This is a genomic window from Micromonospora marincola (genome assembly GCF_056150385.1).
The window spans coordinates 174,387-197,806 of record NZ_JAXCFT010000004.1 but is presented as its reverse complement, the minus strand read 5'-3'; the positions used below and the strand labels follow the sequence as shown (position 1 = coordinate 197,806).

Sequence of the window (23,420 nt, the reverse complement as noted above, 5' to 3'; positions counted from 1 at the left end):
CGGCCGGTCGCTAGTCGGTGGCTCTGGGATGGCCGGTGCCGGCGTGTTTGATCCAGCAGGTGCGGTTGTCGTGGTCCACCAGGTACCAGACGCGCCCACCGGCGGTGACCTCGTACTGCCACTGCGGCAGCGCCTCCCGGTTGTGCACGCCGACGGCGAGGGAGCCCTTGAGGGGATGCTGACGGTTGGTCGGCGGAGTGGGGCAGGGCTCGGCCTCGATGGCGTCGAACGCGGCGCGGGTGTTGGCCGCCGCCTGACGGCACAGCTCCTCCCAACCCTTGGCCGCATCGTTGGTGGCGAATCGCAGGGTGTAGCCGCCGGGGCGCGGTGGTGGCGCGGCCCGGTCGCCTCGCTTCGCGCTCACGCCGTGCTGCCGGGCATGCGCTAACGGCCCTCGCTCCGCTCGGTGCGTTCGCTCATGCCGTGCCGGTCGGGCATGCGCTCACGGCCCTCGCTCCGCTCGGTGCGTTCGCTCATGCCGTGCCGGTCGGGCGCGTGACCGGCCCGAAGTCGTCGTCGCTGGGCGCGGCCAGGATCCGGTGCAGGTCGGGATCGGCGTGGATCTCGGCGGTGTGCCGCCACTCGGTGAGCAGCTGCGACAGCGCCGCCGTGTTGCCCACCGCGGCGGCAGCCTCCGCGGTGGCGATGAACTCGCCGGCCATCTGCCGGGCGTCTTCCGGCGGAAGGAACCGCATCCAGGGCAGCACGGTGGGCAGCGCCTCGCGCACCAGGCCGGGATCCCGGCGGACCAGGCTGGCCATCAACCGGGCGGTCAGGTCCACCACCTCGCCCTCGGCAGCCGCGCGGTCGGCGGACATCAGCACCAGGTCGGCGGCGTCGCGGCGGCGCAGCCGCAACGCGCGGGCTCGGGACAGTCGCTCGGCGGTCTCCGCCGGCTGGCGCAGCAACTCGGAGAACGGCACGGACTCCAACGGCATGGACATGACATCAACACTACTTCAGAAGTATGGGAAGTTCGGCGCACACGCCGGCTCAGTCGGTCACCAACTGCCCGTCGCGCAGGACCAGGGTGCGGTCGGCCAGCTCGATCAGCGCCGGGTCGTGCGTCGCGACAAGCGCGGTCATCCCCCGGGCGTGCACCACGGCGCGGAGCAGATCCATGATCGACCGGCCGGTCTCGGAGTCGAGCTGCCCGGTCGGCTCGTCGGCGATGAGCAGGTCCGGCTCGTTCGCCAGCGCCCGGGCCACCGCCACCCGCTGCTGCTGCCCGCCGGACAGCTCGTACGGGCGCTGCGCCGCGTGCGCGCCCAGCCCGACCAGCTCCAGCAGCACCGCCACCCGCTGCTCCCGCTCCGCCGCCGGCACCTTGGCCAGCCGCAACGGCACCCCCACGTTCTCCGCCGCGGACAGGATCGGCACCAGGCCGAACGTCTGGAAGACGAAGCCGACGGTGCCCCGCCGCAACGACAGCAGCTCCCGCTCCCCCGCCGCCGTCACGTCGTGCCCAGCCACCTGGATCCGCCCACTGTCCGGCCGGTCCAGGCCGCCGACCAGGTTCAGCAGCGTGGTCTTGCCGGCGCCGGAACGGCCCCGGACCGCGACCAGCTCCCCGCGCCCGGCGGCGAACGAGACGTCCCGTACGGCGTGCACGGCATGCTCCCCCCGGCCGAAGGTGCGGCTCACCCCCTCGACCCGGACCACCTCCTCGACTGTCGTCGCCGGCAGCACCACGGCCTGGTCGGTCATCGCTCACTCTCCTCGGCGTGCGCCCGGTCGCCGGGGCGCACCTCGACGTGGTCGGGTTCCAGGTTGAGCCGGACCCGGTCGCGCAGGGACAGCGCCTCCACGAACGGCGCCGGCAACTGCATCCGGCCGGTGCGGTCGAGCACCGCGTACTCCTCGCTCACCATCTCGGTGCCGCCGTCGGCGGTGACCCGGGCGGTGCGCCGTACCTCGGAGGCGGTCCGGCCGTCGCGGATCGCGACGGTCCGGCGGACCTGGCCGGCCACGGCGTGGTCGTGGGTGACCACCACGATTGTCACCCCCAGCTCGGCGTTGATGGTGCGCAGCGCCGCGAAGACCTCCGCGCCTGTCGCCTCGTCCAGCTCACCCGTCGGCTCGTCGGCGAAGAGGATCTCCGGGTCGTTGGCCACCGCCACGGCCACCGCGCACCGCTGCTGCTCGCCGCCGCTCATCTGGCCCGGCCGCCGGTCCGCGCAGTAGCCGACCCCGACCAGGTCGAGCAGCCGGCGGGCCCGCTCCCGCCGGTCCCGCCGGCCGCCGTGCCGCCCCGCCAGCTTCATCGGCAACTCGACGTTCTCCAGGGCGGTCAGGTACGGCAGCAGGTTACGGCCGGTCTGCTGCCAGATGAAGCCGACCATCTCCCGCCGGTAGGCCAGGCGTTTCCGGTTCGACAGGGCGAGCAGGTCGTACTCGGCGACCCGGGCGATGCCCGCGGTCGGGGTGTCCAGGCCGGACAGGATGTTGAGCAGGGTGGACTTGCCGGAGCCGGAGGCGCCCACGATCGCGACCAGCTCACCCCGGTCGATCACCAGGTCGAGACCCTGGAGGGCGACCACCTCCACGCCCTCGGTCTTGAAGATGCGCACCAGCCCGTCGCAGACGATGTGCCCGCGCAGCCGGTCCCGCCCACCGGCCCGTTCGGCGGCACGCTCGGCCGCCCGCTGTTGCAGGGCGGCCAGGTCCGGCACGGTCTCCGTGGTCGCGGTCATCAGCTCTCCTCTCCGAGCCGCAGCACCTCGCCGAGGCGCATCCGGCGGTTGTTCACGGCCTCCACGGTGATCGCGAAGCCGAGGGCCAGCAGGGCCAGGGCCGACACCCCGGCCACCAGGCCGGGCTCGAAACGGGGACGCACGGTCACCCCGCCGGTGAACGCGGGCAGGCCGAGCACCGGGGTGAGCAGCAGCGGCAGCAACGCGCCGACCACCGCGCCGGTGAACACCGCCACCAGCACCAGCGGGGTCAGCTCGACGAGCAGCAACCCGCGCCACTGCCGGCGGGACAGGCCCATGGTGCGCAGCCGGGAGAGCACCTGCCCGCGGGACCGGGCGCCGGCGAGCACCGCGAACGCGAGCCCGAGCAGGCCCAACACCGCGCCCCCGCCGGCGCCGAGCGCGAAACCGAACACCAGCAGCCCGTTCACGCCACTGCCGCCCAGTTCGGCCCGGACGGCGGACCGGGTGGTCACCTCCGGCACGCGCGCCTTGTCGGCGGTGGCGACCGCGCCGATCCGCAGGTAACGGCGCTGCCCCTCGATCGCCACCCGGTTCACCTCGGCCGGGTCCACGGTGGGCCCGGCCAGCACGAAACCGTTTGGAGCGAGCGGGTGCAGGGCGTCCGCCGGCAGCGCCGGCCAGGGCAGCACCACGAACCGGCTGACGTCGCCGTCGACGAGCGGGAACCCGTCGACGGTGGCGGCGGTCCGCACCGGCAACCGGTTGCCCTGCACGTCCAGCCAGGCGGGGCGCCGCCCCTGCGCGTCCGCGAGCCCGGCCCCGGCCAGTTCCCCGGCGACCGCCGGGGACACGAGCGCCGGCAGCGGGGCACTGCCGTCACCGCCGGCGCGCAGCGGGTCGGGCACCCGCACCGGTACGCCGGCGCGGCGGGCCACCTCGGCGAAGCGGTCACCGTCGACGAGCAGCACCCGCAGCTCCTTGACCGGGGCAAGGCGGCCGGCCCGGTCGGCGTACGGCCGCTCGGCCTGGATGGTCAGCAGCGGAGCCACCGCGCGGACGCCCGGAAGCGCGGCCAGTTGCGCGGCGGTGTCCGGCGCGAACCGCTCGCCGTCGATCAGGACGTCCCCGGGCACGGCGTGGACGGCGGCGGTGTCCCGGCCGGCCTCGATGCCTGTCGCCACCACCCCGCAGAACGCGGCGGTGGCGACGGCCAGCACCACCACGACAAGCGGACCGGTGCTGGCCGCCCGGCCGGCGCGGGCGGCGCCGAGGAACGCCACGCTGCCGCGCGCCCGGGCCGCGGCCCGGCTGAGCAGCCGCAACGGCCACGGGTACGCGCGCAGCGCCAGCAACGCCGCGGCCACCGCCAGCAGCACCGGCACCGACACCAGCAGCGGGTCCACCGGGCCGGGGGTGAGCCCACGCCGGCGCAGCAGGAACGCCCCGAGCACGGCGACCGCGAGCACCGCCGCCTCGACGGTCAGCCGGACCGCCGGGGACCGGCCGCCGAGGTCGGACCGCTGGGTGCCCCGGCGGCCGGCGGCGAGCGCCGCGGCCGGCGGGAGTCCGGTGGCAAGCAGCGCGGCCAGCAGCACCCACCGCGGCGACGTGCCGGCGCCGGGTAGCAGGCCGCCGAGCAGCCAACCGATCCCGGCCGCCGCCGGCAGCACGAGCGCCGACTCGGCCAGGCCACGACGCAGCAGGTCACCTGTCGAACCGCCCCGGGCCCGGATCAGGTGGAACTCGGCGCGGCGGCGGCGCGCGGCCAGCCCGGCGGCCAGCAGGGACAGCCCGGCGAGCGTGGCGAGCAGCCCGGCGGCGATGACGGCGAACAGCGTACGGGCGGCGGCGAGCGCGTCGGCGAAGCGGCGCAGCGCGATGTCCACGCCCTGGTTCAGCCGGACCGAGGCGGGGCGGACCCGCTCCAGGCTGTCGAGGCCCGCGATCAACGCGTCGAGCCGGCCGGGGGCGAGCCGGTCCGGGGCGATGCGGTACCGCCAGGCGAAGCTCACCGGCCAGCCGACGGCGGCGGCTGCGTCCACCCCGGCGTCGGCGGTGTAGCCGACCGCCACGTACGGCTTGCCGTCGCCCTCCGGCGGGGTGAGCCGCAGCATCGGCGGCAGCGCGTCCCAGGCCCCGCCCTTCGGGTCGTTCGGCCGCCACACCCCCACCAGCTCGACCGGGCGGGACATCAGCGCGTCACCGTTCGGGCTGTTCGGTTGCAGCAGCGACAGGCGGAACCGGTCGCCGGGTGCGACGCCGAGGCTGGTGGCCACGGTGTCGGCGAGCGCCACCTCGATCGCGCCCGCCTCGGTGACGCCGCGTTCGGGCCACCGCCCGCCGGTGAGCGTGGCCGCCTCACGCAGCCCGTTCCCGGTGCGCAGGATCAGGTCGATCAGCCCCTTGTCGCTGGCGAGCGTCGGGCCGCGCAGCCGACCCGACGCCGTGTTCGCGACGTACCAGCGTTCCCCGATCGTCTCCCGCACCGCTTCCGGCATCCCGTGTTCGATCGTCGCGAGCTGGGCGGCCTGAGGGGCGACGACCGGCTGGCGGGTCGGCGGGAACGTGGCGGGCGCGGTGTCGTAGGTGAGGTCGCGCAGGGCCACCGGCTGATTGGCGACGTGCTCGCGCAGCCCCTGGCCGGTGAGCCGGTCGGCGATCCGCGGCACCCCGGTGATCAGCAGGGCGGTCACCACGGTCAGCACGGCGAGCAGCAGGAACTGCCCCCCGTACGCCCGGACCCGGCCCGCGGCACCTGGCAGCCTCACCGCGCTCCCCTCCTCGCGCTTCACAGGGCTCCCCCGATCCGGAGCTGCACGGCGGCGACCCGCTGGCGGATGCCGGTGGTGATGACGGCGGCGAAGGCGAGCGCGGCGAGCAGCAGCCCGGCGGCGGTCAGCCCGATCGGCGACCAGGGCACGACGAAGGCCGCCTCCGGCACCGGCCGGCCGGCGGCCGGGGTGAGGATCACCAGCGGCACCATGGTCGCCGCGACCACGGCGCCGACCGCCAGCCCCACACCGACCCCGATGGCGGCGAGGAACGTCTGCTCGGCCAGGTAGGCGCGGGCCAGCAGCCGGCTGGTCGCGCCGAGCGTGGTGAACACCGCGAACTCGGTGAGCCGGCGCCGGGTGGTGGCCCAGACGTCCACCGCCAGGCCGACCAGGGCGAGCAGCACCGAGCCGAGCGCGGCGGCGAGCAGCCCGGTGCGGGCGCCCCGCCAGTACGGGTCCCGGGCCGCCTCCTGCGCCACCTCTCGCCGGTCGTGCAGGGTGGTGCCGTCGAGCGCGGCGAGCGCCGGGGCCGCGGCGACGTGACCGCCGGGCCCGGCCCGCAGCCACCACTCGGCGACCGGCCGGACGCCGCCGCGTCGTTGGAGCAACTGGTCGGTGGCGGCCGGCAGGTCGAGGAGCACCCCGTCGCCGTCGGTGCCGGGGACCGCGTCGACCTGGCCCACCACCGTGACCTCAAGCGTCACCTCGGCAAGCGTCAGTTTCAGGGTGTCGCCGGTGCCCACGCTCAACGCCGCCGCGACACCCGGTGTGACAAGCACCGGCACCGGTGGGTCCTCCCCCCGGGGCACCACGGCGAACCGGGTCGGCGGCGTGCTCGCGTACACGAGCATCCCTTCGGGCACGTCGAACGTCCGGGTGGCGTCCACGCTCGTCGGGGTGGTCCGGGCGGCGCCGCGCGGCCCGTTCGCCGGGTCGATCACCCGCCACGCGCCGTCGAGCGGGAGCGGCAGCGTGGTGCCGCCGGCGTCGGTGAGCCGCAGCCCGTCCAGGCGCAGCCGGTAGGCGGAGCCGAGCACGTCCCCGCCGTCGGCCTCGAAGCCGGCCAGCCGCAGCGGCGCGCCGCCGGAGTCCGGCAGCGCGACGGAGAAACGCACCGGCCGGCCGTCGCCGCCGGCCTCGGCCAGCCGCAGCCGCCAGGCGGTGCCGGCGTCGGTGGTGAACAGGGCGGTCACGGTCACCGTCGGCGGCCCGAACTCGGTGTCGACCGGGGTGCGGACGGTGCCGGCGAGCGTCCGCGCCCCGGCCGGCAGGACGCCTCCGGCGGGCGCGCCCCGCCCGTCGACAAGCCGGTCCAGCAGCGCGGCGGTGGACGCCCCGCCGTCGGCGTCGTCGAGTCGGATCATCCCGCGCGCGGCGGCGGCGTCCAGGGTGATCGCGGTGGCCGGCCGGGCCTCCCGGCCGAGGCGGATGTCGTCCCGCCAGGCCGGCAGCACCCGGTCCACCCCGGGCACCGCGGCCAAGACGGCGGCCCGGTCGTCGGGGGCGGTGCCGTCGCGCTCGGTCAACCGCAGGTCGGTGCCGACCGTGTGCCAGGCCTGGTCGCGCTGCGACCGCTCCCAGGAGGCCACAAGCGACCAGGCCAGGGTGCTGCCGCCGACGGCGAGCGCGAGCAGCAGCACCGGCCCGGCGTGCGGGCGGCGGCCGGCCTGCCACATGCCGAACATGGTGGCGTTCCACGGCCGCCTGTCGACGAAGCGTTCCGCGAGCCGGGTGGTCGGTGGCAGCAGCCGCAGCGCGATGACGGCGCCGGCGAGCACGCCGATGGTGGGCGCGGCGGCGAGCAGCGGGTCGATGCCGAGGCTGCCGTTCGCGCCGGCCAGCGGTGAGGAGTACTGCCGCAGCTGGGTCCAGGCGAGTACGGCAAGCGCCACAAGCACCAGGTCCACGCTTGCCCGCTGCACGGCCGCGCCCCGGGTGGGCCGGGAGCGGGCCGCCATGTCCGCGACGTAGGTGCCGGCCCGGCGCAGGGCCGGCAGCACCATGGCGAGCAGGCAGCCGACGGCGGCGCCGACCGCGACCAACCAGACCCGGGCCACACCGCCGTCGGTGAGCCCCAGGTCCGCGCCGAGATACCGGACCGCCTGCCCGGTCACCGCCGGGGCCAGCAGCACGGCCGGCGCCACCACGAGCGTCGCCTCGCGTACGGCGAGCCCGGCGAGCTGGCCACGCGCGGCGCCCCGGGCCCGCAGCAGCGCGGTCTGCGCCCGCCGGTCCTCGTTGAGCAACGCGGCCACGAGCACAAGCGCGTACCCGCCGAGCACCACGATCAGCAGCAGCGGGGTGAGCAGGGCGGACCGGCCCACCAGGTCGGCCCGGCCGAGCCGGTCGACAAGCAGGTCCAGGTGGCTGACCTGCTGCGCAGAGGAACCCAGGCCGGTGGCCTCGGGCAGCCGGCCGGTGACGTCGGCAAGCGCGGCGGTGACGTCGGACAGCCGGGCCGGCTCGACCCGGACCAGGTCCGGGGCGACAAGCCAGGCCGCCGACACGGAGCCCGGGAAGGTACGCGCGAAGTCGGCCGGGTCCAGCGCGAACGGCCCGTACGAGCTGTCTCCCGCGTCGCCCTGGCTGTCGCCGACCCCCGGGGCCAGCCGCCAGTAGGCGTCGGACGCGTCCCGGGGCCGCCAGGTGCCGGCGACCGTCACCGAGCCGGCGCGTTCCGCCGCCCGGTCGAACAGCGGCACCCGCTCCCCGACCGCCAGGCCGAGCCGCGCGGCCACCTTCTCCGGGACGGTGACCTGGAGCGGGGTGGCGCCTGGTGTCGGCCACGTGCCGGCGGTCAGCTCGGCGCGCGTCGCCAGGTCGTCCAGGACGGCGAGGTTGGCGAACATCGGGTCGTCGTCGGCGCGTGCGGCGCCCACGTCACCGGTCAGCTCCCGCCCGGTGCCGTAGCGGGCGGCGGCGACGGTGACCGGCGCCCCGCCCAGGCCGTCGGCGAACTGCGCCCGGACCGCCCGGTCCCGCTCGGCGAACGCGGTGGCGTCGGCGCCGCCGGAGCCGCTGACAAGCAGGCTGCGTTCCTCCGCCGGGGCGGCGTCGAGCACCGCGCGGGCGCCCGCCTCGACCGCCCGCCGGTTGTAGTCGGAGAGCCCGGTGACCAGCCCGACCGCGACGAGCGCCGCGACCGCGGCGGCGAGCAGCAGCCCACGGGTCTCGACCGCCCGCCTCCACACCAGCTTCATCCGATGTCCCTCCCGGGCCCGGGTGGGCCGATGACCAGGAAGACCCACCAGGCCCGGGAAAAGGTTCGCGCCCGTTACAAGATCGTTACCCACCCCACCCCACCCCACCCCGCGCCGCGCCGCGCCACCCCGCGCCTCGCCGCCCCGCGCCGCGCCACCCCGCGCCGCGCCACCCCGCGCCTCGCCGCCCCGCGCCTCGCGCCTCGCGCCCCGCGACTCGCCCCGCGCCGCCCGGCGCCCCGCGCCCCGCGACTCGCCCCGCGCCCCGGGTCTCGCCCCGCCCAGGGCCTCGCAGATCTTGGACTTGTGGTGCCAGGAAATGTGCCGTTAGCGGCCTTTGCGAGTTGCCACAAGTCCTAGATCGACGGGAGGCCCGGGCGGGGCAAGACCCGGGGCGCGGGGCGAGTCGCGGGGCACGGGGCGCGGGGCGGGGCGGGGCCTGGGGCGGGGCGGGGCCTGGGGTGGGGCGGGGCGGGGCCTGGGGTGGGGTGGTTATCCACAGGGGCGGACGCGGGGGCCGGTGGGGCGCGAGGGTGGTGGGGTGTGGCGGTACGAGGAGTTACGCGCGGCCGGGATGAGTCGCGGGGCGGTGCGGCACCGGGTGGAGGCGGGACGGCTCGGCCGGCTTTCGAGGGGCGTCTACGGATACGCGGACGACGAGATGAGCCGCTTGCGGGCGCTGTTCCGTCGGTTGCCGCCCGACGCCGTGGCGGGGTTCCACACCGGCGCCCGGCTGCACCGGTTCGGGGCTGCGCCAGGCGACTCGGTGCACGTGATCGTGCCGGCCGGCGGCCCGGTGCCGAGCATCCGGGGCGTGACCGTGCGCCAATCGGTCCTGCCGGTCACCGACGTGGAGTTCATCGCCGGGGTGCCCTGTGCCCCGGCCGCCCGCTGCGCCGTCGACCTGGCCCGGGTGCTGCGCCGGGCGGACGCGCTGCCCGTGCTGGATCTCTGCCTGCGGGTGGGGGCCTGCCGGCGCGAGGACCTGATGACCGAGGTGGCGTCGCATGCCGGGCTGCGCGGGGTGCGCCAGGCGAGTCACCTGGCCGAGTTGGCCGACCCGCGCTCGGAGTGCCGGCAGGAGAGCCAACTGCGGCTGCTGCTGGTCGACGCCGGCCGGCCCGCGCCGGAGCCGCAGCTCTGGGTCCCGGACGGCGACGGCGTGCCGGTCTACCGGCTCGACCTGGGCTACCGCCGGCAGCGGATCGGCGTCGAGTACGACGGCCGTTCCCACCTCGACCCCGACCGCCTGCACCACGACCGCTCGCGGCTGAACTGGCTGGCCGAACAGGGCTGGCGGATGCGCGTCTACACCGCCACGGACCTCTACCGCCGCCCTCACCACATCCAGGCGTCCATCCGCATGCTCCTCGCCGCCGCCTGATCCGGGAGGGTGGAGACAGGGCGACCGCCCCGGCCGGAGCCGGGGCGGTCGGTCGCGGGGCATCCCCCCGTCGGCATGCCCCGCGCGTCCTCAGTGGTTGTTGTTGAGCCAGATGCAGGAGTTGTCGCTGCCGGTCCACCGCCAGCACACGTGGTCACGGGTCTGCGGCCCGTACTCGCCGTCGGCGGAGATGCCCAGGTCGGACTGGACGCTGCGCAACGCGCTCTGGGTGTAACCGCCGAAGTCGTTGTCGACTCCGCTGGGGCCGAGGTACCTGCCGTAGATGCCCTGCAACGTCCGCTGCAGCTCACCGACGCCGGAGTTGTGGTCACCCCGGGTCAGTAGGCAGTTGAAGTTGAAGGTGCTGGTGATGTAGGCCGGGATCCAGGCCGTGGCGCCCCGCGCGCCGGACCAGGTGGAGGTGTAGACGCCCGCGCCGTTGCAGTGCGGCAGGGCGGCCTGGGCGGGCGACGAGATGGCGACCGCACCGCCGGCGGTCGTGACCGTGAGCGCGAGGGTGAGGCCGAGGCGGACGAGACGTCGGAGCATGGGAACCCCCTGGTCGAGGTGACTGTCGCGCGGGCGACGCTGCGTCGCGCGGCTTGTCACCCAATCGTTTCGTCCGCCGCCGGGCCCGGACAGGAGCCGGACCGGAGATTGGCCGGCACTTCCGGGCCGGCTCAGCGCAGGGCGGCGAGTTTGGCGTCGATCCCGGTGGTGTCGGCCACGTCGAGCGACGCGACGATATCCCGCGCCTGCTGCCACACCCGGCGGGCCGACGCGGGGTCGCCGGCGGCCAGGTGCGCGTCGCCGAGGCTCACCAACGCGTCCGCCTCCAACCGACGGTGGCCGATCTCGCGGCGCAGGCGGACCGCGTGCTCGTAGCAGCCGACCGCCGCGGTGAACGCGTCGAGCTGGAGGTGGGATTGCCCGAGACTGGCCCAGGTGATGGCCTGGCCCAGCACGTTGTCGACCGACGTGAACAGGGCCAGGGCCTGTTCACAGCTCTCGATCGCGGCGCGGTGGTCACCGAGTTGGCCGTGCGACCAGCCGACCGCGTTGAGCGCGAAGGCCTGCCCGGTGACGTGCCCGGCCCGTCGGTGCAGGCGCAGCGCCTCCCGGGCGTGCGCAAGCGCCTGCTCGGGCTGGCCGGTCCGGTCGCTGATCCACCCCAGGTTGAGTTCGACCCGGGCCTGCCCGGCGAGGTCACCAAGCCGCCGATACCCGTCGTACGCCCGTGCCAGGTGGTGCCGCGCGTCGTCGTACCGGCCCAGTGAGATGCCGGCGAAGCCGAGCACCCCGTGGGCGTACGCCTCGATCTGGTCGTCGCCCAGGCGGACGGCCGCCGACAGCGCCGCCCGCAGGCTGCTGGTCCAGTCCTCCCAGTAGCCGCGCTGGTTGAGGTAGGTGGTGATCGCCCAGGCGAGGTGGGCCGTGTGGCGGTCGAAGCCGTGCCCGCCGGCCAGCGCCAGGGCGGAGAGCAACACCTGGCGTTCCTCGGTGAACCACCACAGGGCCTGGTCGCGGTCGGCCAGGGTCACCGGCGCGACGCCGGGCCCCGGCGGGTCGACCGGCAGCCGGTCCCGCTGCGGATAGACCAGCTCGTCGGCGACGTACGCGACGGACAGGTAGTGGTCGAGCAACCGGGCACGGGCCGTGTGCCGGTCCGCCTCGCCGTCCTCGGCCGCGGTCAGCTCCGCGGCGTACGCGCGGAGCAGGTCGTGGTAGGTGAAGCGCCCGGGACGGTGTTCGGTGAGCAGGTGGGCCCGGGTCAGCTCGGCCAGGTGCCGGCGGACCTGGGCGGGCGCGATCCCGGCGAGGCTTGCCGCCGCCGGAACGGCGAAGTCCGGGCCCGGGTGGACGCTCAGCAGTCGGAACAGCCGGGCGGTGCCCGGGTCGAGGGTCCGGTACGACCAGGACATGACAAGCCGCAGGTCGGTGACGGGTTCGCCGCCGTCGAAGGCGTCCAGGCGTCCGGACGCCTGGCGCAGGTCAGCCGCCAGCTCCGACAGGCGGAAACCGGTGTTGATGGCGGCCCGGGCGGCCACGACGGACAGCGCCAGGGGCAACCCGGCGGCGGCTGCGACGATGGCGTCGACGGCCTCGGGCTCGGCGGTCACCCGCCGCGTGCCGATGCGCCGGCTCAGCAGCTCGCGGGATTCGGCCGCCGACATGACGTCCAGGGTGACCGGGTGGGCGCCGTTGACACTGACCAGGCCCGGGAGCTGGGCACGACTGGTGACGAGGACGAAGCAGCCGGGCGCGCCCGGCAGCAGCGGGCGTACCTGGTCGGCGTCACCGGCGTTGTCCAGGACGACAAGCATCCGCCGGCCGCTGAGCAGGCTGCGATAGCGACTGACCTGTTCCTCCAGGCCGGTGGGCGGACGGTCGCCCGCTCCGGCGAGAGCGTTGAGGAACCCGGCGAGCGCCGTGCTCGGGCCGACCGGAGCGCCGCCCGGGTCGAAGCCACGCAGGTTGACGTAGAGCTGGCCGTCGGGAAAGAGCGGGGCGGCGCGGTGCGCCCAGTGCACCGCGAGCGCGGTCTTGCCGACCCCGGCGGTGCCGGAGACGATCGCGAGACCCATCGCGGTGGGCTGCTCCGCCGTCCCGGCCAGGATCTCGTCGAGGCGGGCCTGCGCCTCGGCCCGGCCGACGAAGCCGAAACCGTCCGCCGGCAGTTGCGCCGGAACACCGCCCAGCGGGGCCGGCGCCGGCGCCCCGGCGAGGAACCGGTCCCGCTCCGGCCCGTGCAGCGCGAAGGCGTCGGCCAACAACAGCATGGTCACGGGTCGCGGGCGCGCGATCCGGCCCGCCTCCAGGTCCCGCAGGTGCCGGACGGACAGCCCCGTCCTGGCGGCCAGATCCTCCTGCGTCAGCGCGCCGCGCCGGCGAAGCTCCCGTACCGCGTCGGAGAACACGCGGAACAGGGTATCGACGGCGGTCGGTGCGGGCAGTCGGGCATGCGACGCGGCGTCGCCCGTCAGGGCGCCGCCCGCTCAGGCGTCTCGCGGGCGGTCGCGGTCCTTGGAGGGCTGGACCCGTTTCGGCTCGCCCGGCATCTTCGGGTATTCCGGCGGGTAGGGCAGGTCGCCGAGGCCGTCGGCGGCGTCCCGCTCGGCCCACTCCAGCAGCGGCGTGATGTCCCACGGGGCGTCGTCGATCGCGGCGTGCGGGTCGCCCCGCTCGGCGAACCGGGCCGGCACCGTGCCCAGGTGGAAGTCGTCCGGGTCGACCCGGGGCAGCTCGTCCCAGTCGACCGGGGTGGAGACGGTGGCGCGCGGGTTGGCCCGCAGCGACCAGGCGCAGGCGATGGTGCGGTCCCGCGCGGTCTGGTTGAAGTCGACGAAGACCCGGCGCCCCCGCTCCTCCTTCCACCAGGCGGTGGTGACCAGCTCGGGCCGGCGCCGTTCCAGCTCCCGGGCCAGCGCGATGGTGGCCCGGCGCACCTCGACGAACGTCCAGCGCGGCTGGATGCGCAGGTAGACGTGCACACCCCGGCCGCCGGAGGTCTTCGGCCAGCCGGGCACGCCCAGCTCGTCCAGCAGCCCATGCAGCTCACCGGCGGCGGTCACCGCGTCGGCGAAGTCGGTGCCGGGCTGCGGGTCGAGGTCCACCCGCAGCTCGTCCGGACGGTCGGTGTCGGCGGCGCGCACCGGCCAGGGGTGGAAGACCACGGTGCCCATCTGCGCCGCCCAGGCCACGTGGGCCAGGTCGGCCGGGCAGAGCTCGTGCGCCTTCCGGCCGCTGGGAAAGCTGATCTCCGCGGTCTGGATCCACGGGGGTACGCCGCGCGCCGGCACGCGCTTGGAGAAGAACATCTCCCCCTCGATGCCCTCGGGGAAGCGTTGCAGGGTGGTCGGCCGGTCCCGCAGGGCGCGGGTGATCCCCTCGCCCACCGCGAGGTAGTAACGGAACACGTCCGCCTTCGTGAAGCCGCGCTGCGGGAAGATCACCCGATCCGGGCTGCTGAGCCGCACGGCCCGCCCGGCGACCTCGATCTCCTCGACGGCGCTTTTGCTGCCCGCCATCAGGCGACCATATGCGATGCCCCCGACACTCGACGTACCGTGGAGGGGTGAGTCTTTCCGACAACGAACTGCCCCGCACCGAGGACGAGTGGCGGGTCCGGCTGAGCCCCGAGGAGTTCCGGGTGCTCCGCGAGGCCGGCACCGAGGCGCCCTGGACCGGCGAGTACGTCGACACCAAGACCCCGGGCGTCTACCACTGCCGGGCCTGCGGGTTGGAGCTGTTCCGCAGCGACGCCAAGTTCGACTCGCACTGCGGGTGGCCCAGCTTCGACGACGCCATCCCGGGCGCGGTCAAGGAGATCCCCGACAACACGCTCGGCATGCGGCGCACGGAGATCCGCTGCGCGCGCTGCGACAGCCACCTCGGGCACGTGTTCGAGGGTGAGGGTTTCACGCCGAAGGACACCCGGCACTGCGTCAACTCGATCTCGGTGCGGCTGGAGCCGAACGCCTAGAGGCGCAGCAGGCCGCCGGCCTCGTCGATCTGGTCGGCGGCCTCGTCGTCCAGCCACACGCCGCCGGTGGCGAGGTAGCGGAAGCGGTGTTCACCCGGGCCCAGCCGGACGCTCACGGTCCGGGTGCCGTCGCGTCGGGGCACCAGCTCGTGCCGGCCGGGCTCCCACCCGTTGAAGCAGCCGACCACGCTGACCGTGCCGGCCGGGGCGTTCCGGGGCAGGCAGAAGGTCACCCGGGTCTGGGTGCCGAAGAGCTTGTTGCGCTTGATCACGGATCCTCCGGGGATTTTCGGCGGTCACCAGGGGCAGCGTGCGACACGCCGGGGGTGACTCGCCGTCGAGCCGGACCAGGTTCGCCGGTTCCGGTTGCCTCGACGTGTCCGCTGCGCGACCCTGGGATGACAGGTCCGTTTTCGGGGGGTTTCGCATGGCTACCTGTGAAGTTTGCGGCAACGACTACTGGCTGGCGTTCGAGGTGCGCACGGTGGACGGCGCCCGGCACACCTTCGACTGCTTCGAGTGCGCGGTGCACAAGATGGCACCGGTCTGCGAGCACTGTCAGATCAAGATCGTCGGGCACGGCGTCGAGGTGTCCGGCCGCTTCTTCTGCTGCGCCCACTGCGCCCGCGCCGTCGAGGGCGACCAGGGCGCCGAGATCCGCGACGCGGTCGGCGCCCGCCCCGCCTGACCGGGGAGGACGGAGCGGGCCCGGTCCCACCGGTGGCGGCCACCCAGCGGTCACGGCCTAGCCTTGCGGGATGCCCGTCGAGTCCCACCTGGCCGGTTTCGCCGAACTGGACGCCCGCACCTTCCACGACCTGCTCCGGCTGCGCATCGACGTGTTCGTGGTGGAGCAGTCCTGCCCGTACCCGGAACTCGACGGCCGGGACGTCGAGCCCGGCACCCGCCACCTGTGGCTGACCCGCGACGGCGCCGTCGAGGCGTACCTCCGGATTCTGGCCGACCCCGACGGCGTGGCGCGGATCGGCCGGGTGGTGGTGGCGCCGGCGGCCCGCGGCGCGGGGCTGGCCGGGACGCTGATGACCGAGGCGCTGGCCGCGGTGGGCGACCGGCCGTGCGCGCTTGAGGCGCAGACCCACCTGGTCGGCTTCTACGCCGGCCACGGCTTCAGGGTGAGCGGCCCCGGCTACCTGGAGGACGGCATCCCGCACACGCCGATGCGCCGGAATCCAAACTAATTGACGTATGTCGTTTTATGTGGCAGCGTGCGGAACCGAGCCGCCACGCGGGAGAGGGCAACTCCCGACAGTCCGGGCGTCGTGCACCGACCCCCACCCGGAGGCTTCACATGTCCACTCCGTACCGCCGTCGGATCCCGCTCGGCGCGGCGATCCTCGGCGTCTGCGCGGTCGTCGCCGCGCTGCTCACCACCGCGTTCTCCGGCCCGGCCTCGGCGCACGGGTCCGTGATCGACCCGGCCTCGCGCAACTACAGCTGCTGGCAGCGTTGGGGCAGCGACTTCCAGAACCCGGCGATGGCCACCCAGGACCCGATGTGCTGGCAGGCCTGGCAGGCGGACCCGTCCGCCATGTGGAACTGGAACGCCCTGTTCCGCGAGGGCGTCGCCGGCAACCACCAGGGCGCCATCCCGGACGGCCAGTTGTGCAGCGCCGGGCACACCTCCGCCGGCCGCTACAACGCGCTCGACACGGTCGGCGCCTGGAAGACCACGTCGATCTCCAACAACTTCCGGATCAAGCTGGCCGACCAGGCCAGCCACGGCGCCGACTACATCCGGGTGTACGTGACCAAGCAGGGCTTCAACGCGCTCACCACGCCGCTGCGGTGGAGTGACCTGGAGCAGGTCGGCCAGATCGGCAACACCCCGGCCAGCCAGTGGACGCCGGAGGCGTCGGGCGTGTCGATCCAGGTGCCGGCGAGCGCGCCGGGCCGCACCGGCCGGCACATCGTCTACACCATCTGGCAGGCCAGCCACCTGGACCAGTCCTACTACCTGTGCAGCGACGTGGACTTCGGTGGCAGCGGCCCGTCGCCGACCGCGTCCCCCACCACGTCGCCGACCGCGTCCCCGACCACCTCGCCGACGACCCGCCCGACCACGTCGCCCACCACCAGCCCCACCGCGTCGCCCACCGGCGGCCCGACGACGCCGAACCCGGCCGGGGGCTGCACCGCGACCTACCAGATCACCGGTCAGTGGAGCGGCGGCTTCCAGGCCGAGGTGAAGGTGACGAACGGCAGCGGTTCCCCGATCCGCGGCTGGTCGGTGAGCTGGAACTACCAGAACGGCCAGCAGGTCAGCTCGGCGTGGAACGCCACGGTGACCACGAGTGGAACACTCGTCACCGCGCGCAACGTGGCCTACAACGGCACGCTGTCGCCTGGAGCGAGCACCTCGTTCGGCTTCACCGGCACCTCGACCGGAACCAACCCGGTGCCCGGCATCCTCTCCTGCACCACAACCGCCTGACCCACCCCCGCCTCTACCGAAAGCGTTAAGCGGGGCCCCCGCCTTTCACACCAGGCAGGTGACGATGTCGGCGATGGGGCGGCGGCGGCCGGTGTAGAAGGGGACCTCCTCGCGGACGTGCCGGCGTGCCCCGGAGGCACGCAGGTCGCGCATCAGGTCGACGATCCGGTGCAGCTCGTCGGCCTCGAACGCCAGCATCCACTCGTAGTCGCCGAGCGCGAACGAGGCGACCGTGTTGGCCCGCACGTCCGGGTAGCCCCGCGCCATCTTCCCGTGCTCGGCCAGCAACTCCCGCCGCTCGGCGTCCGGCAGCAGATACCACTCGTAGGAGCGGACGAACGGGTAGACGCAGAGGTAGGCGCGCGGCTCCTCGTCGGCCAGGAACGCCGGGATGTGACTGCGGTTGAACTCCGCCGGCCGGTGCAGCGCCATCTGCGACCAGACCGGGGTGAGCGCCCGGCCCAGCGTGGTCCGGCGGAACCGCAGGTACGCGTCCTGGAGCGCGTCGCTCGACGACGAGTGCCACCAGATCATCAGGTCGGCGTCGGCGCGCAGCCCGGCCACGTCGTACGTGCCGCGGACGGTCACGTCCTTGCCGGCCAGCTCCGCGAAGAGCGACTCGACCTCCTGGCCGACGTTCTCCCGCAGCGACGGCAGCGGGCTGGTGGCCCGGTACACCGACCACATGGTGTAGCGGATGGTCTCGTTGAGTTCCCGCAGCCGCGCCGCGTTGGTCTGCTCGGTCATGCTGCCGATCCTCCCAGTGCCGTGATGATCTCTTCGGCCGCCGTCTCGCCGGAGCGGACACACACAGGTATGCCGACGCCGTCGTAACCGGCCCCGGCCAGGGCCAGCGTCGGGTGGGCGGCGTGCAACGCCGTCCGGGCCGCCGCCACCCGGTCGGCATGCCCCGGCCGGTACTGCGGCAACGCGCCGCCCCACCGCTGCACGTGCCGGGCCACCGGGGCGGGCAGCGCCGTACCGAGCACCGCCGACAGCTCCCGGTGCACGGCGGCGGCCAGGTCGTCGTCGGTGAGCTGGAGCGAGGTCTCGTCGCCGTACCGGCCCACCGAGGCGCGGACCAGCGCGATCCCGTCGGGCCGGCGCAGGTGCCCCCACTTGGTGGTGAAGAACGTGGCCGCCTTGATCAGCAGACCCTCGCCGGCCGGCGCCAGGAAACCGGACAGCTCCGGCAGGGCCGGCCCGGGCAGGGCGAGGGTGACAAGTGCGACGCTCGCGTAGTCGAGCACCCCCACCGTCTCCGCCACCTCGGGCGCCTCGCCGGCGAGCAGCCGGGCCGCCGGCCGGGCCGGCACCGCCAGCAGCACCGCGTCGGCCTCGACGTGCTCGGCGTCGCGGGTCGGGCCGACGGTGAGCCGCCAGCCGGCCGGGGTGCGACGCAACTCGCGGACCGCCGCGTCCCGGCGGATCGTCGCGCCGCTGCCCCGGGCCGCCGCGTCGACGAGCGTGGTCAACCCGCCGGCCAGGGTGCCGAAGACCGGCGCGCCGGGGGCACGCGGCGCGGCGGCCTGCGCGGCGCGTACCGCGCCGACGAGCGTGTGTTCCCGACGGGCCGCGCGGGCCAGCGCCGGCATGGTGGTGACCAGGGAAAGATCGTCTGCCCGGCCGGCGTACACACCGCCGAGCATCGGGTCGACAAGCCGGTCCACCACGGCGTCACCGAAACGCTCCCGGACCAGCCGGCCGACCGCGAGGTCCTCGCCGGGGGCCAGCAGCGGGCGGCCCGCGTCCCGGTCGGCGTCCGCCGCCGGCCGCGCCACCGCCGCCACCTTCGCCAGATCCCCGGGTACGCCGACGAGCGTGCCGCCCGGCACCTGGCGCAACCCGCCGTCGACGAGCAGGGCGGCCTGCCCGACGCTCGGGTGCACGATCTCCGCGGCCAGGTCGAGCCGGCGCGCAAGCGTCACGGCCGCCGACTCCCCGCCGGCCGGGTCGCGCATCAGGAACGACTCCGCCCCGAACTCGACCGGGCCACCGGCCAGCTCACCGGTGCGCAGCTTGCCACCGAGCCGGCCGGACTGCTCGTACACGGTGATCTCGGTGCCGGCGGGCGCGCGGTCGCGCAACCGGACGGCGGCGGCCAACCCGGTGATCCCGCCACCGACGATCGCCACCCGCCACGGACGCGCCACGACGACCCCCTAGCGGGCCGGGCGCGCGGACAGGTCGTGCACCAGCGCGACCACCCGGGTCAGCACGTCGGGGTCGGTCTCCGGCAGGACGCCGTGGCCGAGGTTGAACACGTGGCCGGGGGCGGCCCGGCCCTGCTCGACGATCCGCCGCACCTCGGCCTCCACCACCGGCCAGGGCGCGAGCAGCACGGTCGGGTCGAGGTTGCCCTGCACCGCCTTGTCCGGCCCGATCCGGCCGGTGGCGACGTCGAGCGGCGTACGCCAGTCCACGCCGACCACGTCGGCGCCGGCCTCGCCCATCGCGGTGAGCAGCTCGCCGGTGCCCACCCCGAAGTGGATGCGCGGCACCCCGGCGTTGTCGAGGCCGCTCAGCACGTGGGTGGAGTGGGGCAGCACGAAGCGACGGTAGTCGGCCTCGGAGAGCGCGCCGGCCCACGAGTCGAAGAGCTGCACGGCGGAGACCCCGGCGTCGATCTGCACCCGCAGGAACGACAGCGTGACCTCGGCCAGCCGGGCGCAGAGCGCGTGCCACAGCTCCGGATCGCCGTACATCAGCGCCTTGGTCCTCGCGTGGGTGCGCGACGGCCCGCCCTCGACCAGATAGCTGGCAAGCGTGAACGGGGCGCCGGCGAAGCCGATCAGCGGGGTGTCGCCCAGTTCGGCGACGAGCAGCCGGACCGCCTCGTCCACGTAGGACACGTCGTCGCGGCCGATCAGGGCGATCCGCTCGACGTCGGCGGCGGTGCGCACCGGCTCGGCCACCACCGGCCCGGTCCCGGCCACGATGTCCAGGTCGATCCCGGCGGCGGCCACCGGCACCACGATGTCGCTGAACAGGATCGCCGCGTCCACCCCGTGCCGGCGGACCGGCTGGAGGGTGATCTCGGTGACCAGCTCGGGGCGGCGGCACGACTCCAGCATCGGCACGCTGGCCCGGATCTCCCGGTATTCCGGCAGCGACCGGCCGGCCTGGCGCATGAACCAGACCGGGGTGTGCGGGACCGGCTCACGCCGGCAGGCGCGCACGAACGGCGAGTCGGCCGGCCCGCCGCGGCGGGGTTGTCCGTCTCGGGCGGCAGTGCCCGTGGTGTCGGTGGTCATCGCGGCAATCGTGCCACGCCCCCCACCGCCCCCCACGCCCCCCGTCCGCATTTGTGACGTAGAAGGAGGGGGCCCCGCTTAACGCCTCCGGTATAGCAGGGGCCCCCGCTTAACACCCGCGCCCGCGACGCGCCCGGCGCGCCGTCACCCACGGCGCGCCGGAGGCGGCATAGGCTGCCGGCATGGCCCCCCCGATCGCGCTCCCGGAAACGTTCGCTCGCGCGGTCGCGGGGTTGCGATCGGTGACACCCCGGCCAGAGATCGAGCTGGAGGAGGTCGGCGCGCCACAGCGGCTGGCCCCGTACGCGTTCGCCCTGTCCGCCGCGGTCATGCGCGACGACGACGAGGTGGCCACCGGCCGGTTGATCCTGCTGCACGACCCGGCCGGGCACGAGGCATGGCAGGGCACCCTGCGGCTGGTCACCTACGTGACCGCCGAGCTGGAGGTCGACCTGGCAAGCGATCCGCTGCTGCCCGGCGTGGGCTGGACCTGGCTGACCGACGCGCTTGACGCGCAGGGCGCCGGGCACCGGGCGATCGGTGGCACGGTCACCCAGACGCTCTCCACCCGGTTCGGCGAGCTGGCCGGGCCACCCGCCGCCGGCGACATCGAGATCCGCGCCTCCTGGACGCCGCTGCGGGCGGACCTGGGCCCGCACCTGCTCGGCTGGTGCACGCTGCTGGCCTCGACGGCGGGCCTGCCGCCACCCGGCGTCACCGCGCTGCCCACCCGCCGCTCCGCCGGCGCCGCCTGACCCCACCCCCACCCACCCCACCCACCCACCGGCCGTCAGCCTCGCGATCATGAGGTTGACGGCCGTTCCGGAGAGCCAGATCGCCGTCAACCTCATGATCGACCGAGGCAGGGGATCAGAGGTAGTTCTCGGCCTCGTCGCAGACCTTGTCGAGGCCCTTGTTGGCCGCCTCGAAGGCCGCCTTGTCGCCGCGCGACGCCGCGGCGAGAGCGGTGGTCAACTTGTTCAGGCAGTCCCCGATGACCTTCTTCTGCCGGGCCTGCTCGTCCCGGTCGTTCTTGGTGCCGGTCAGGTCCTGCTCGGTGTCGGCCAGCCGCTCCTGGACCGTCTTCATCTCGCCCTTGAGCCGGTCGATCTCCCGCTGGTTCGCCGATATCGTGCCGTCACGCTGGCTGACCTGCTGTTCCGACTTGGTCAACTTGCTGTTGGTGGTGACGTAGAGGGTGGTCATCACGCCGGCGAGGACGACGAGCAGCCCGGCGACGAGGCCGAGGACCAGCGTGGTCCGTCCCCGTCCGCCGCCGGCCGGCGCACCCGCAGGCGGCCCGTACCCGGGCGGACCGAACCCGACCGGTCCGTACGGGGGCGCGACGCCGGGCGGTCCGGACATCGGCTGCGGTTCGTAAGCGGGACCGGGCGGCGCCGACATCGACTGCGGGTAGCCGGCGCCGGAAACCGGGGGTACGGAGACCGGTGGCGCCGACATCGGCTGTCCCGGCGCGGGGGCCGGGGCGGCGCCGTAGCTCCCCGAGCCGGGGTTGCCCGGGGCGTAACCACCCGAGCCGGGGCCGCCCGGGGCGTACTGGCCGGGCACGGGCTGCTGGGGCCGAGTGGGCTCGGGCTGGGCCGGGCCGTACGACGGGGGCGTGGGCGGGCTCCCGTACGTGTTGCCGTAGACCGTGCCGCCCGGCGGCTGGGGCGGGTGACCATCCGCTCCGGTCGGTGGCTGGGACATGTCGTTCCTCCAGATGTGCGGGTTCCCCGTGGGGCGGCCGAGGGTCGAGCGACCACTCAGCAGAGCTTGAACCGGTCGCAGGCGGTCTTGATCGGCACTGCCAGGCCGATCCCCTCGGCGTCGCGGGCCTTGGCCGTGGCGATGCCGACGACCTCCTTCGACCCGTTGATCACCGGGCCGCCGGAGTTACCGGGATTGATCGGCGCGTCGAACTGGATCACCGGGCCGGAACCCCCCTCGTCCTGGCGGAACGCGCTCACCACACCCGTGGTGACGCTGTCCTGGAGCCCGAGCGGGGCGCCGACCACCACGATCTGCTGGCCGGACTTGACCGGCGCGCGCGCCGCGACCAGCCCGCCGAACTTCGCGGTGGTGCGCAACCGCGCCAGGTCCTTCTCCTTGTCGGTGTCGATGATGGTCGCCTCGAACCGCTGGTCGGTGCGCTCCAGGAACACCTTGCGCTCGCCTGCGGCGAAGACCGCCTCCACCACGTGGAAGTTGGTGAGCAGCGTGGTGCCGCCGCCGGACGGGGCCTTGCCGACGGCGAACGCCGTACCGGTGAACTGGCCGGCCCGCACCCGGAACACGCTTGGCAGCACCGCGCTCGCCACCGCCTCCGGGTTGAAGGCGGCGCCGGCCTGCTTCTCCAGGCTTCCGGCGCGCTGCTCCAGCCCGTCGAGCCGGCGGGCGTCCACGCCCTGGGCCTCGGCCGCCTGCCGGTCGGCGGCGGCGAGTCGGTCGTCGAGCCGGTGGATCTGGTACGCCTGCACGCCCGTGATCACCGCCAGCACACCGGCCAGGGCCAGCGCCACCAGCTGCAGCGCGCCACGGCGCCGGGGGCGCTCGGGATGACCGGCGAGCGGTGGCACGCCGAACCCGGCCTGCCCGGGACCGCCTGTCGGCTGGCCCGGATAGCCGGCACCCGGCCCGGGCTGGCTCGGGTAGGCGGGGCCGGACACCGGCTGGCCCGGGTAGGCGGGGCCGGACACCGGCTGGCCCGGGTAGGCGGGGCCCGACACCGGCTGGCCCGCACCCGAGGACGACTGGCCCGGATAGGTGGGGCCGGAGACCGGCGACCCGGGGTACGACGAACCGACGGCCGGCCGCTCCGGGTACGGAGGCGCCGATTGGGCCGGGTAGGCCGCCCCGGCGGGCTGCCCGGGACGGGCGGGGCCGGAATTCGGCCGGGCCGGATACGCCGGACCCGAGGACGGATACGCCGAGCCCGAGGACGGCTGGGCCGGCACGACAGGTGATGCCGCGCGGGCAGCGCCGGAGGGCGGCCGTCCCGGATAGCCGCCGCTGCCGCCCCATCCGGGGTCGGGTGGGGCGATGCGCGGCGGGAGCGGCCCCGGCCGCTCCGTTCCGTCGCCGTCCTGCCCCGGCACACCGTCGCCGGTTCCGTACCCGCCTGCCATGATCGCCCGTCCTCCCCGCCGGCTCCGCCGACGTCCGACCGCTGTCCCGGCCGCCCCCGTTCCGCTCACGGCTCGATGGACCGTACCG

At 75.0% G+C, this 23,420-nt stretch carries 21 protein-coding genes; 6 read left to right on the top strand and 15 right to left on the bottom strand.

Going from position 1 to position 23,420, the window contains the following annotated elements; translation table 11 throughout:
- Positions 1 to 10: 10 nt before the first annotated feature.
- The 6 genes from SM450_RS12090 to SM450_RS12065 all read right to left on the bottom strand — a co-directional run bounded on the left by SM450_RS12090 (position 11) and on the right by SM450_RS12065 (position 8,631).
- Positions 11 to 364 carry a hypothetical protein gene (locus SM450_RS12090; RefSeq protein WP_474619810.1) on the bottom strand — a complete coding sequence of 118 codons (354 nt, stop codon included), beginning with the start codon at positions 362 to 364 and terminating at the stop codon, positions 11 to 13.
- Between the two features lie 109 nt (positions 365 to 473).
- Positions 474 to 944 carry a hypothetical protein gene (locus SM450_RS12085; RefSeq protein ID WP_474619809.1) on the bottom strand — a complete coding sequence of 157 codons (471 nt, stop codon included), beginning with the start codon at positions 942 to 944 and terminating at the stop codon, positions 474 to 476.
- Positions 945 to 993: 49 nt separating this feature from the next.
- The gene (locus SM450_RS12080; protein ID WP_474619808.1) at positions 994 to 1,707 is read right to left on the bottom strand and encodes an ABC transporter ATP-binding protein; all 714 of its coding nucleotides are present in this window, start codon (positions 1,705 to 1,707) and stop codon (positions 994 to 996) included.
- The gene (locus SM450_RS12075) at positions 1,704 to 2,693 is read right to left on the bottom strand and encodes an ABC transporter ATP-binding protein (RefSeq protein ID WP_474619807.1); all 990 of its coding nucleotides are present in this window, start codon (positions 2,691 to 2,693) and stop codon (positions 1,704 to 1,706) included. Before SM450_RS12075 ends, SM450_RS12080 begins: the two co-directional genes overlap by 4 nt.
- The gene (locus SM450_RS12070; RefSeq protein WP_474619806.1) at positions 2,693 to 5,425 is read right to left on the bottom strand and encodes an FtsX-like permease family protein; all 2,733 of its coding nucleotides are present in this window, start codon (positions 5,423 to 5,425) and stop codon (positions 2,693 to 2,695) included. Before SM450_RS12070 ends, SM450_RS12075 begins: the two co-directional genes overlap by 1 nt.
- 20 nt (positions 5,426 to 5,445) lie before the next feature.
- Positions 5,446 to 8,631 carry an ABC transporter permease gene (locus SM450_RS12065; RefSeq protein WP_474619805.1) on the bottom strand — a complete coding sequence of 1,062 codons (3,186 nt, stop codon included), beginning with the start codon at positions 8,629 to 8,631 and terminating at the stop codon, positions 5,446 to 5,448.
- Positions 8,632 to 9,172: 541 nt separating this feature from the next.
- Here SM450_RS12065 and SM450_RS12060 point away from each other — a divergent pair.
- Positions 9,173 to 10,015, top strand: a complete 843-nt coding sequence (locus SM450_RS12060; protein WP_474619804.1) for a hypothetical protein — start codon at positions 9,173 to 9,175, stop codon at positions 10,013 to 10,015.
- A gap of 90 nt (positions 10,016 to 10,105) precedes the next feature.
- On the opposite strand, the gene SM450_RS12055 is transcribed toward SM450_RS12060, so the two are convergent.
- From SM450_RS12055 to ligD, 3 genes are all read right to left on the bottom strand, one after another.
- Positions 10,106 to 10,564 (bottom strand): peptidoglycan-binding domain-containing protein, encoded by a 459-nt coding sequence (locus SM450_RS12055; protein WP_474619803.1) that lies wholly within the window; start codon positions 10,562 to 10,564, stop codon positions 10,106 to 10,108.
- Between the two features lie 131 nt (positions 10,565 to 10,695).
- On the bottom strand, positions 10,696 to 12,933 hold the full coding sequence (locus SM450_RS12050; protein WP_474619802.1) for an ATP-binding protein: 2,238 nt from the start codon (positions 12,931 to 12,933) through the stop codon (positions 10,696 to 10,698).
- A 78-nt stretch (positions 12,934 to 13,011) separates the two neighbouring features.
- Positions 13,012 to 14,043 carry a non-homologous end-joining DNA ligase gene (gene ligD / locus SM450_RS12045; RefSeq protein ID WP_474619801.1) on the bottom strand — a complete coding sequence of 344 codons (1,032 nt, stop codon included), beginning with the start codon at positions 14,041 to 14,043 and terminating at the stop codon, positions 13,012 to 13,014.
- A gap of 47 nt (positions 14,044 to 14,090) precedes the next feature.
- Between ligD and msrB the strand changes: the two genes are divergently transcribed.
- On the top strand, positions 14,091 to 14,498 hold the full coding sequence (gene msrB / locus SM450_RS12040; RefSeq protein WP_474619800.1) for a peptide-methionine (R)-S-oxide reductase MsrB: 408 nt from the start codon (positions 14,091 to 14,093) through the stop codon (positions 14,496 to 14,498).
- On the opposite strand, the gene SM450_RS12035 is transcribed toward msrB, so the two are convergent.
- Positions 14,495 to 14,770 carry an isoamylase early set domain-containing protein gene (locus SM450_RS12035; protein WP_474619799.1) on the bottom strand — a complete coding sequence of 92 codons (276 nt, stop codon included), beginning with the start codon at positions 14,768 to 14,770 and terminating at the stop codon, positions 14,495 to 14,497. The genes msrB and SM450_RS12035 overlap by 4 nt on opposite strands.
- Before the next feature lie 155 nt (positions 14,771 to 14,925).
- On the opposite strand from SM450_RS12035, the gene SM450_RS12030 reads away from it, so the two are divergent.
- The 3 genes from SM450_RS12030 (at position 14,926) to SM450_RS12020 (ending at position 16,950) form a co-directional block, all read left to right on the top strand.
- On the top strand, positions 14,926 to 15,186 hold the full coding sequence (locus SM450_RS12030) for a Prokaryotic metallothionein (protein WP_474619798.1): 261 nt from the start codon (positions 14,926 to 14,928) through the stop codon (positions 15,184 to 15,186).
- A 70-nt stretch (positions 15,187 to 15,256) separates the two neighbouring features.
- Positions 15,257 to 15,697, top strand: coding sequence for a GNAT family N-acetyltransferase (locus SM450_RS12025; RefSeq protein WP_474619797.1), 441 nt, complete (start codon positions 15,257 to 15,259; stop codon positions 15,695 to 15,697).
- A 110-nt stretch (positions 15,698 to 15,807) separates the two neighbouring features.
- Positions 15,808 to 16,950, top strand: coding sequence for a lytic polysaccharide monooxygenase (locus tag SM450_RS12020; RefSeq protein ID WP_474619796.1), 1,143 nt, complete (start codon positions 15,808 to 15,810; stop codon positions 16,948 to 16,950).
- Between the two features lie 45 nt (positions 16,951 to 16,995).
- On the opposite strand, the gene hemQ is transcribed toward SM450_RS12020, so the two are convergent.
- Genes hemQ through hemE form a run of 3 tightly spaced genes read right to left on the bottom strand, consistent with a single transcriptional unit; the run spans position 16,996 to position 20,204 of the window.
- Positions 16,996 to 17,697, bottom strand: a complete 702-nt coding sequence (hemQ, locus tag SM450_RS12015) for a hydrogen peroxide-dependent heme synthase (RefSeq protein WP_474619795.1) — start codon at positions 17,695 to 17,697, stop codon at positions 16,996 to 16,998.
- Positions 17,694 to 19,103 (bottom strand): protoporphyrinogen oxidase, encoded by a 1,410-nt coding sequence (gene hemG, locus SM450_RS12010; RefSeq protein ID WP_474619794.1) that lies wholly within the window; start codon positions 19,101 to 19,103, stop codon positions 17,694 to 17,696. Before hemG ends, hemQ begins: the two co-directional genes overlap by 4 nt.
- 9 nt (positions 19,104 to 19,112) lie before the next feature.
- Complete coding sequence (gene hemE, locus SM450_RS12005; RefSeq protein WP_474619793.1) at positions 19,113 to 20,204, bottom strand: uroporphyrinogen decarboxylase; 1,092 nt, start codon at positions 20,202 to 20,204, stop codon at positions 19,113 to 19,115.
- Between the two features lie 182 nt (positions 20,205 to 20,386).
- On the opposite strand from hemE, the gene SM450_RS12000 reads away from it, so the two are divergent.
- Positions 20,387 to 20,959, top strand: coding sequence for a DUF3000 domain-containing protein (locus SM450_RS12000; protein WP_282287704.1), 573 nt, complete (start codon positions 20,387 to 20,389; stop codon positions 20,957 to 20,959).
- A gap of 115 nt (positions 20,960 to 21,074) precedes the next feature.
- Here SM450_RS12000 and SM450_RS11995 read toward each other — a convergent pair whose 3' ends face one another.
- Together SM450_RS11995 and SM450_RS11990 are read right to left on the bottom strand one after the other, a co-directional pair.
- Positions 21,075 to 21,914: a hypothetical protein gene (locus tag SM450_RS11995; protein ID WP_474619792.1), complete on the bottom strand. Its 840-nt coding sequence runs from the start codon at positions 21,912 to 21,914 to the stop codon at positions 21,075 to 21,077.
- Positions 21,915 to 21,970: 56 nt separating this feature from the next.
- Positions 21,971 to 23,332 carry a S1C family serine protease gene (locus SM450_RS11990; RefSeq protein WP_474619791.1) on the bottom strand — a complete coding sequence of 454 codons (1,362 nt, stop codon included), beginning with the start codon at positions 23,330 to 23,332 and terminating at the stop codon, positions 21,971 to 21,973.
- Positions 23,333 to 23,420: the final 88 nt, after the last annotated feature.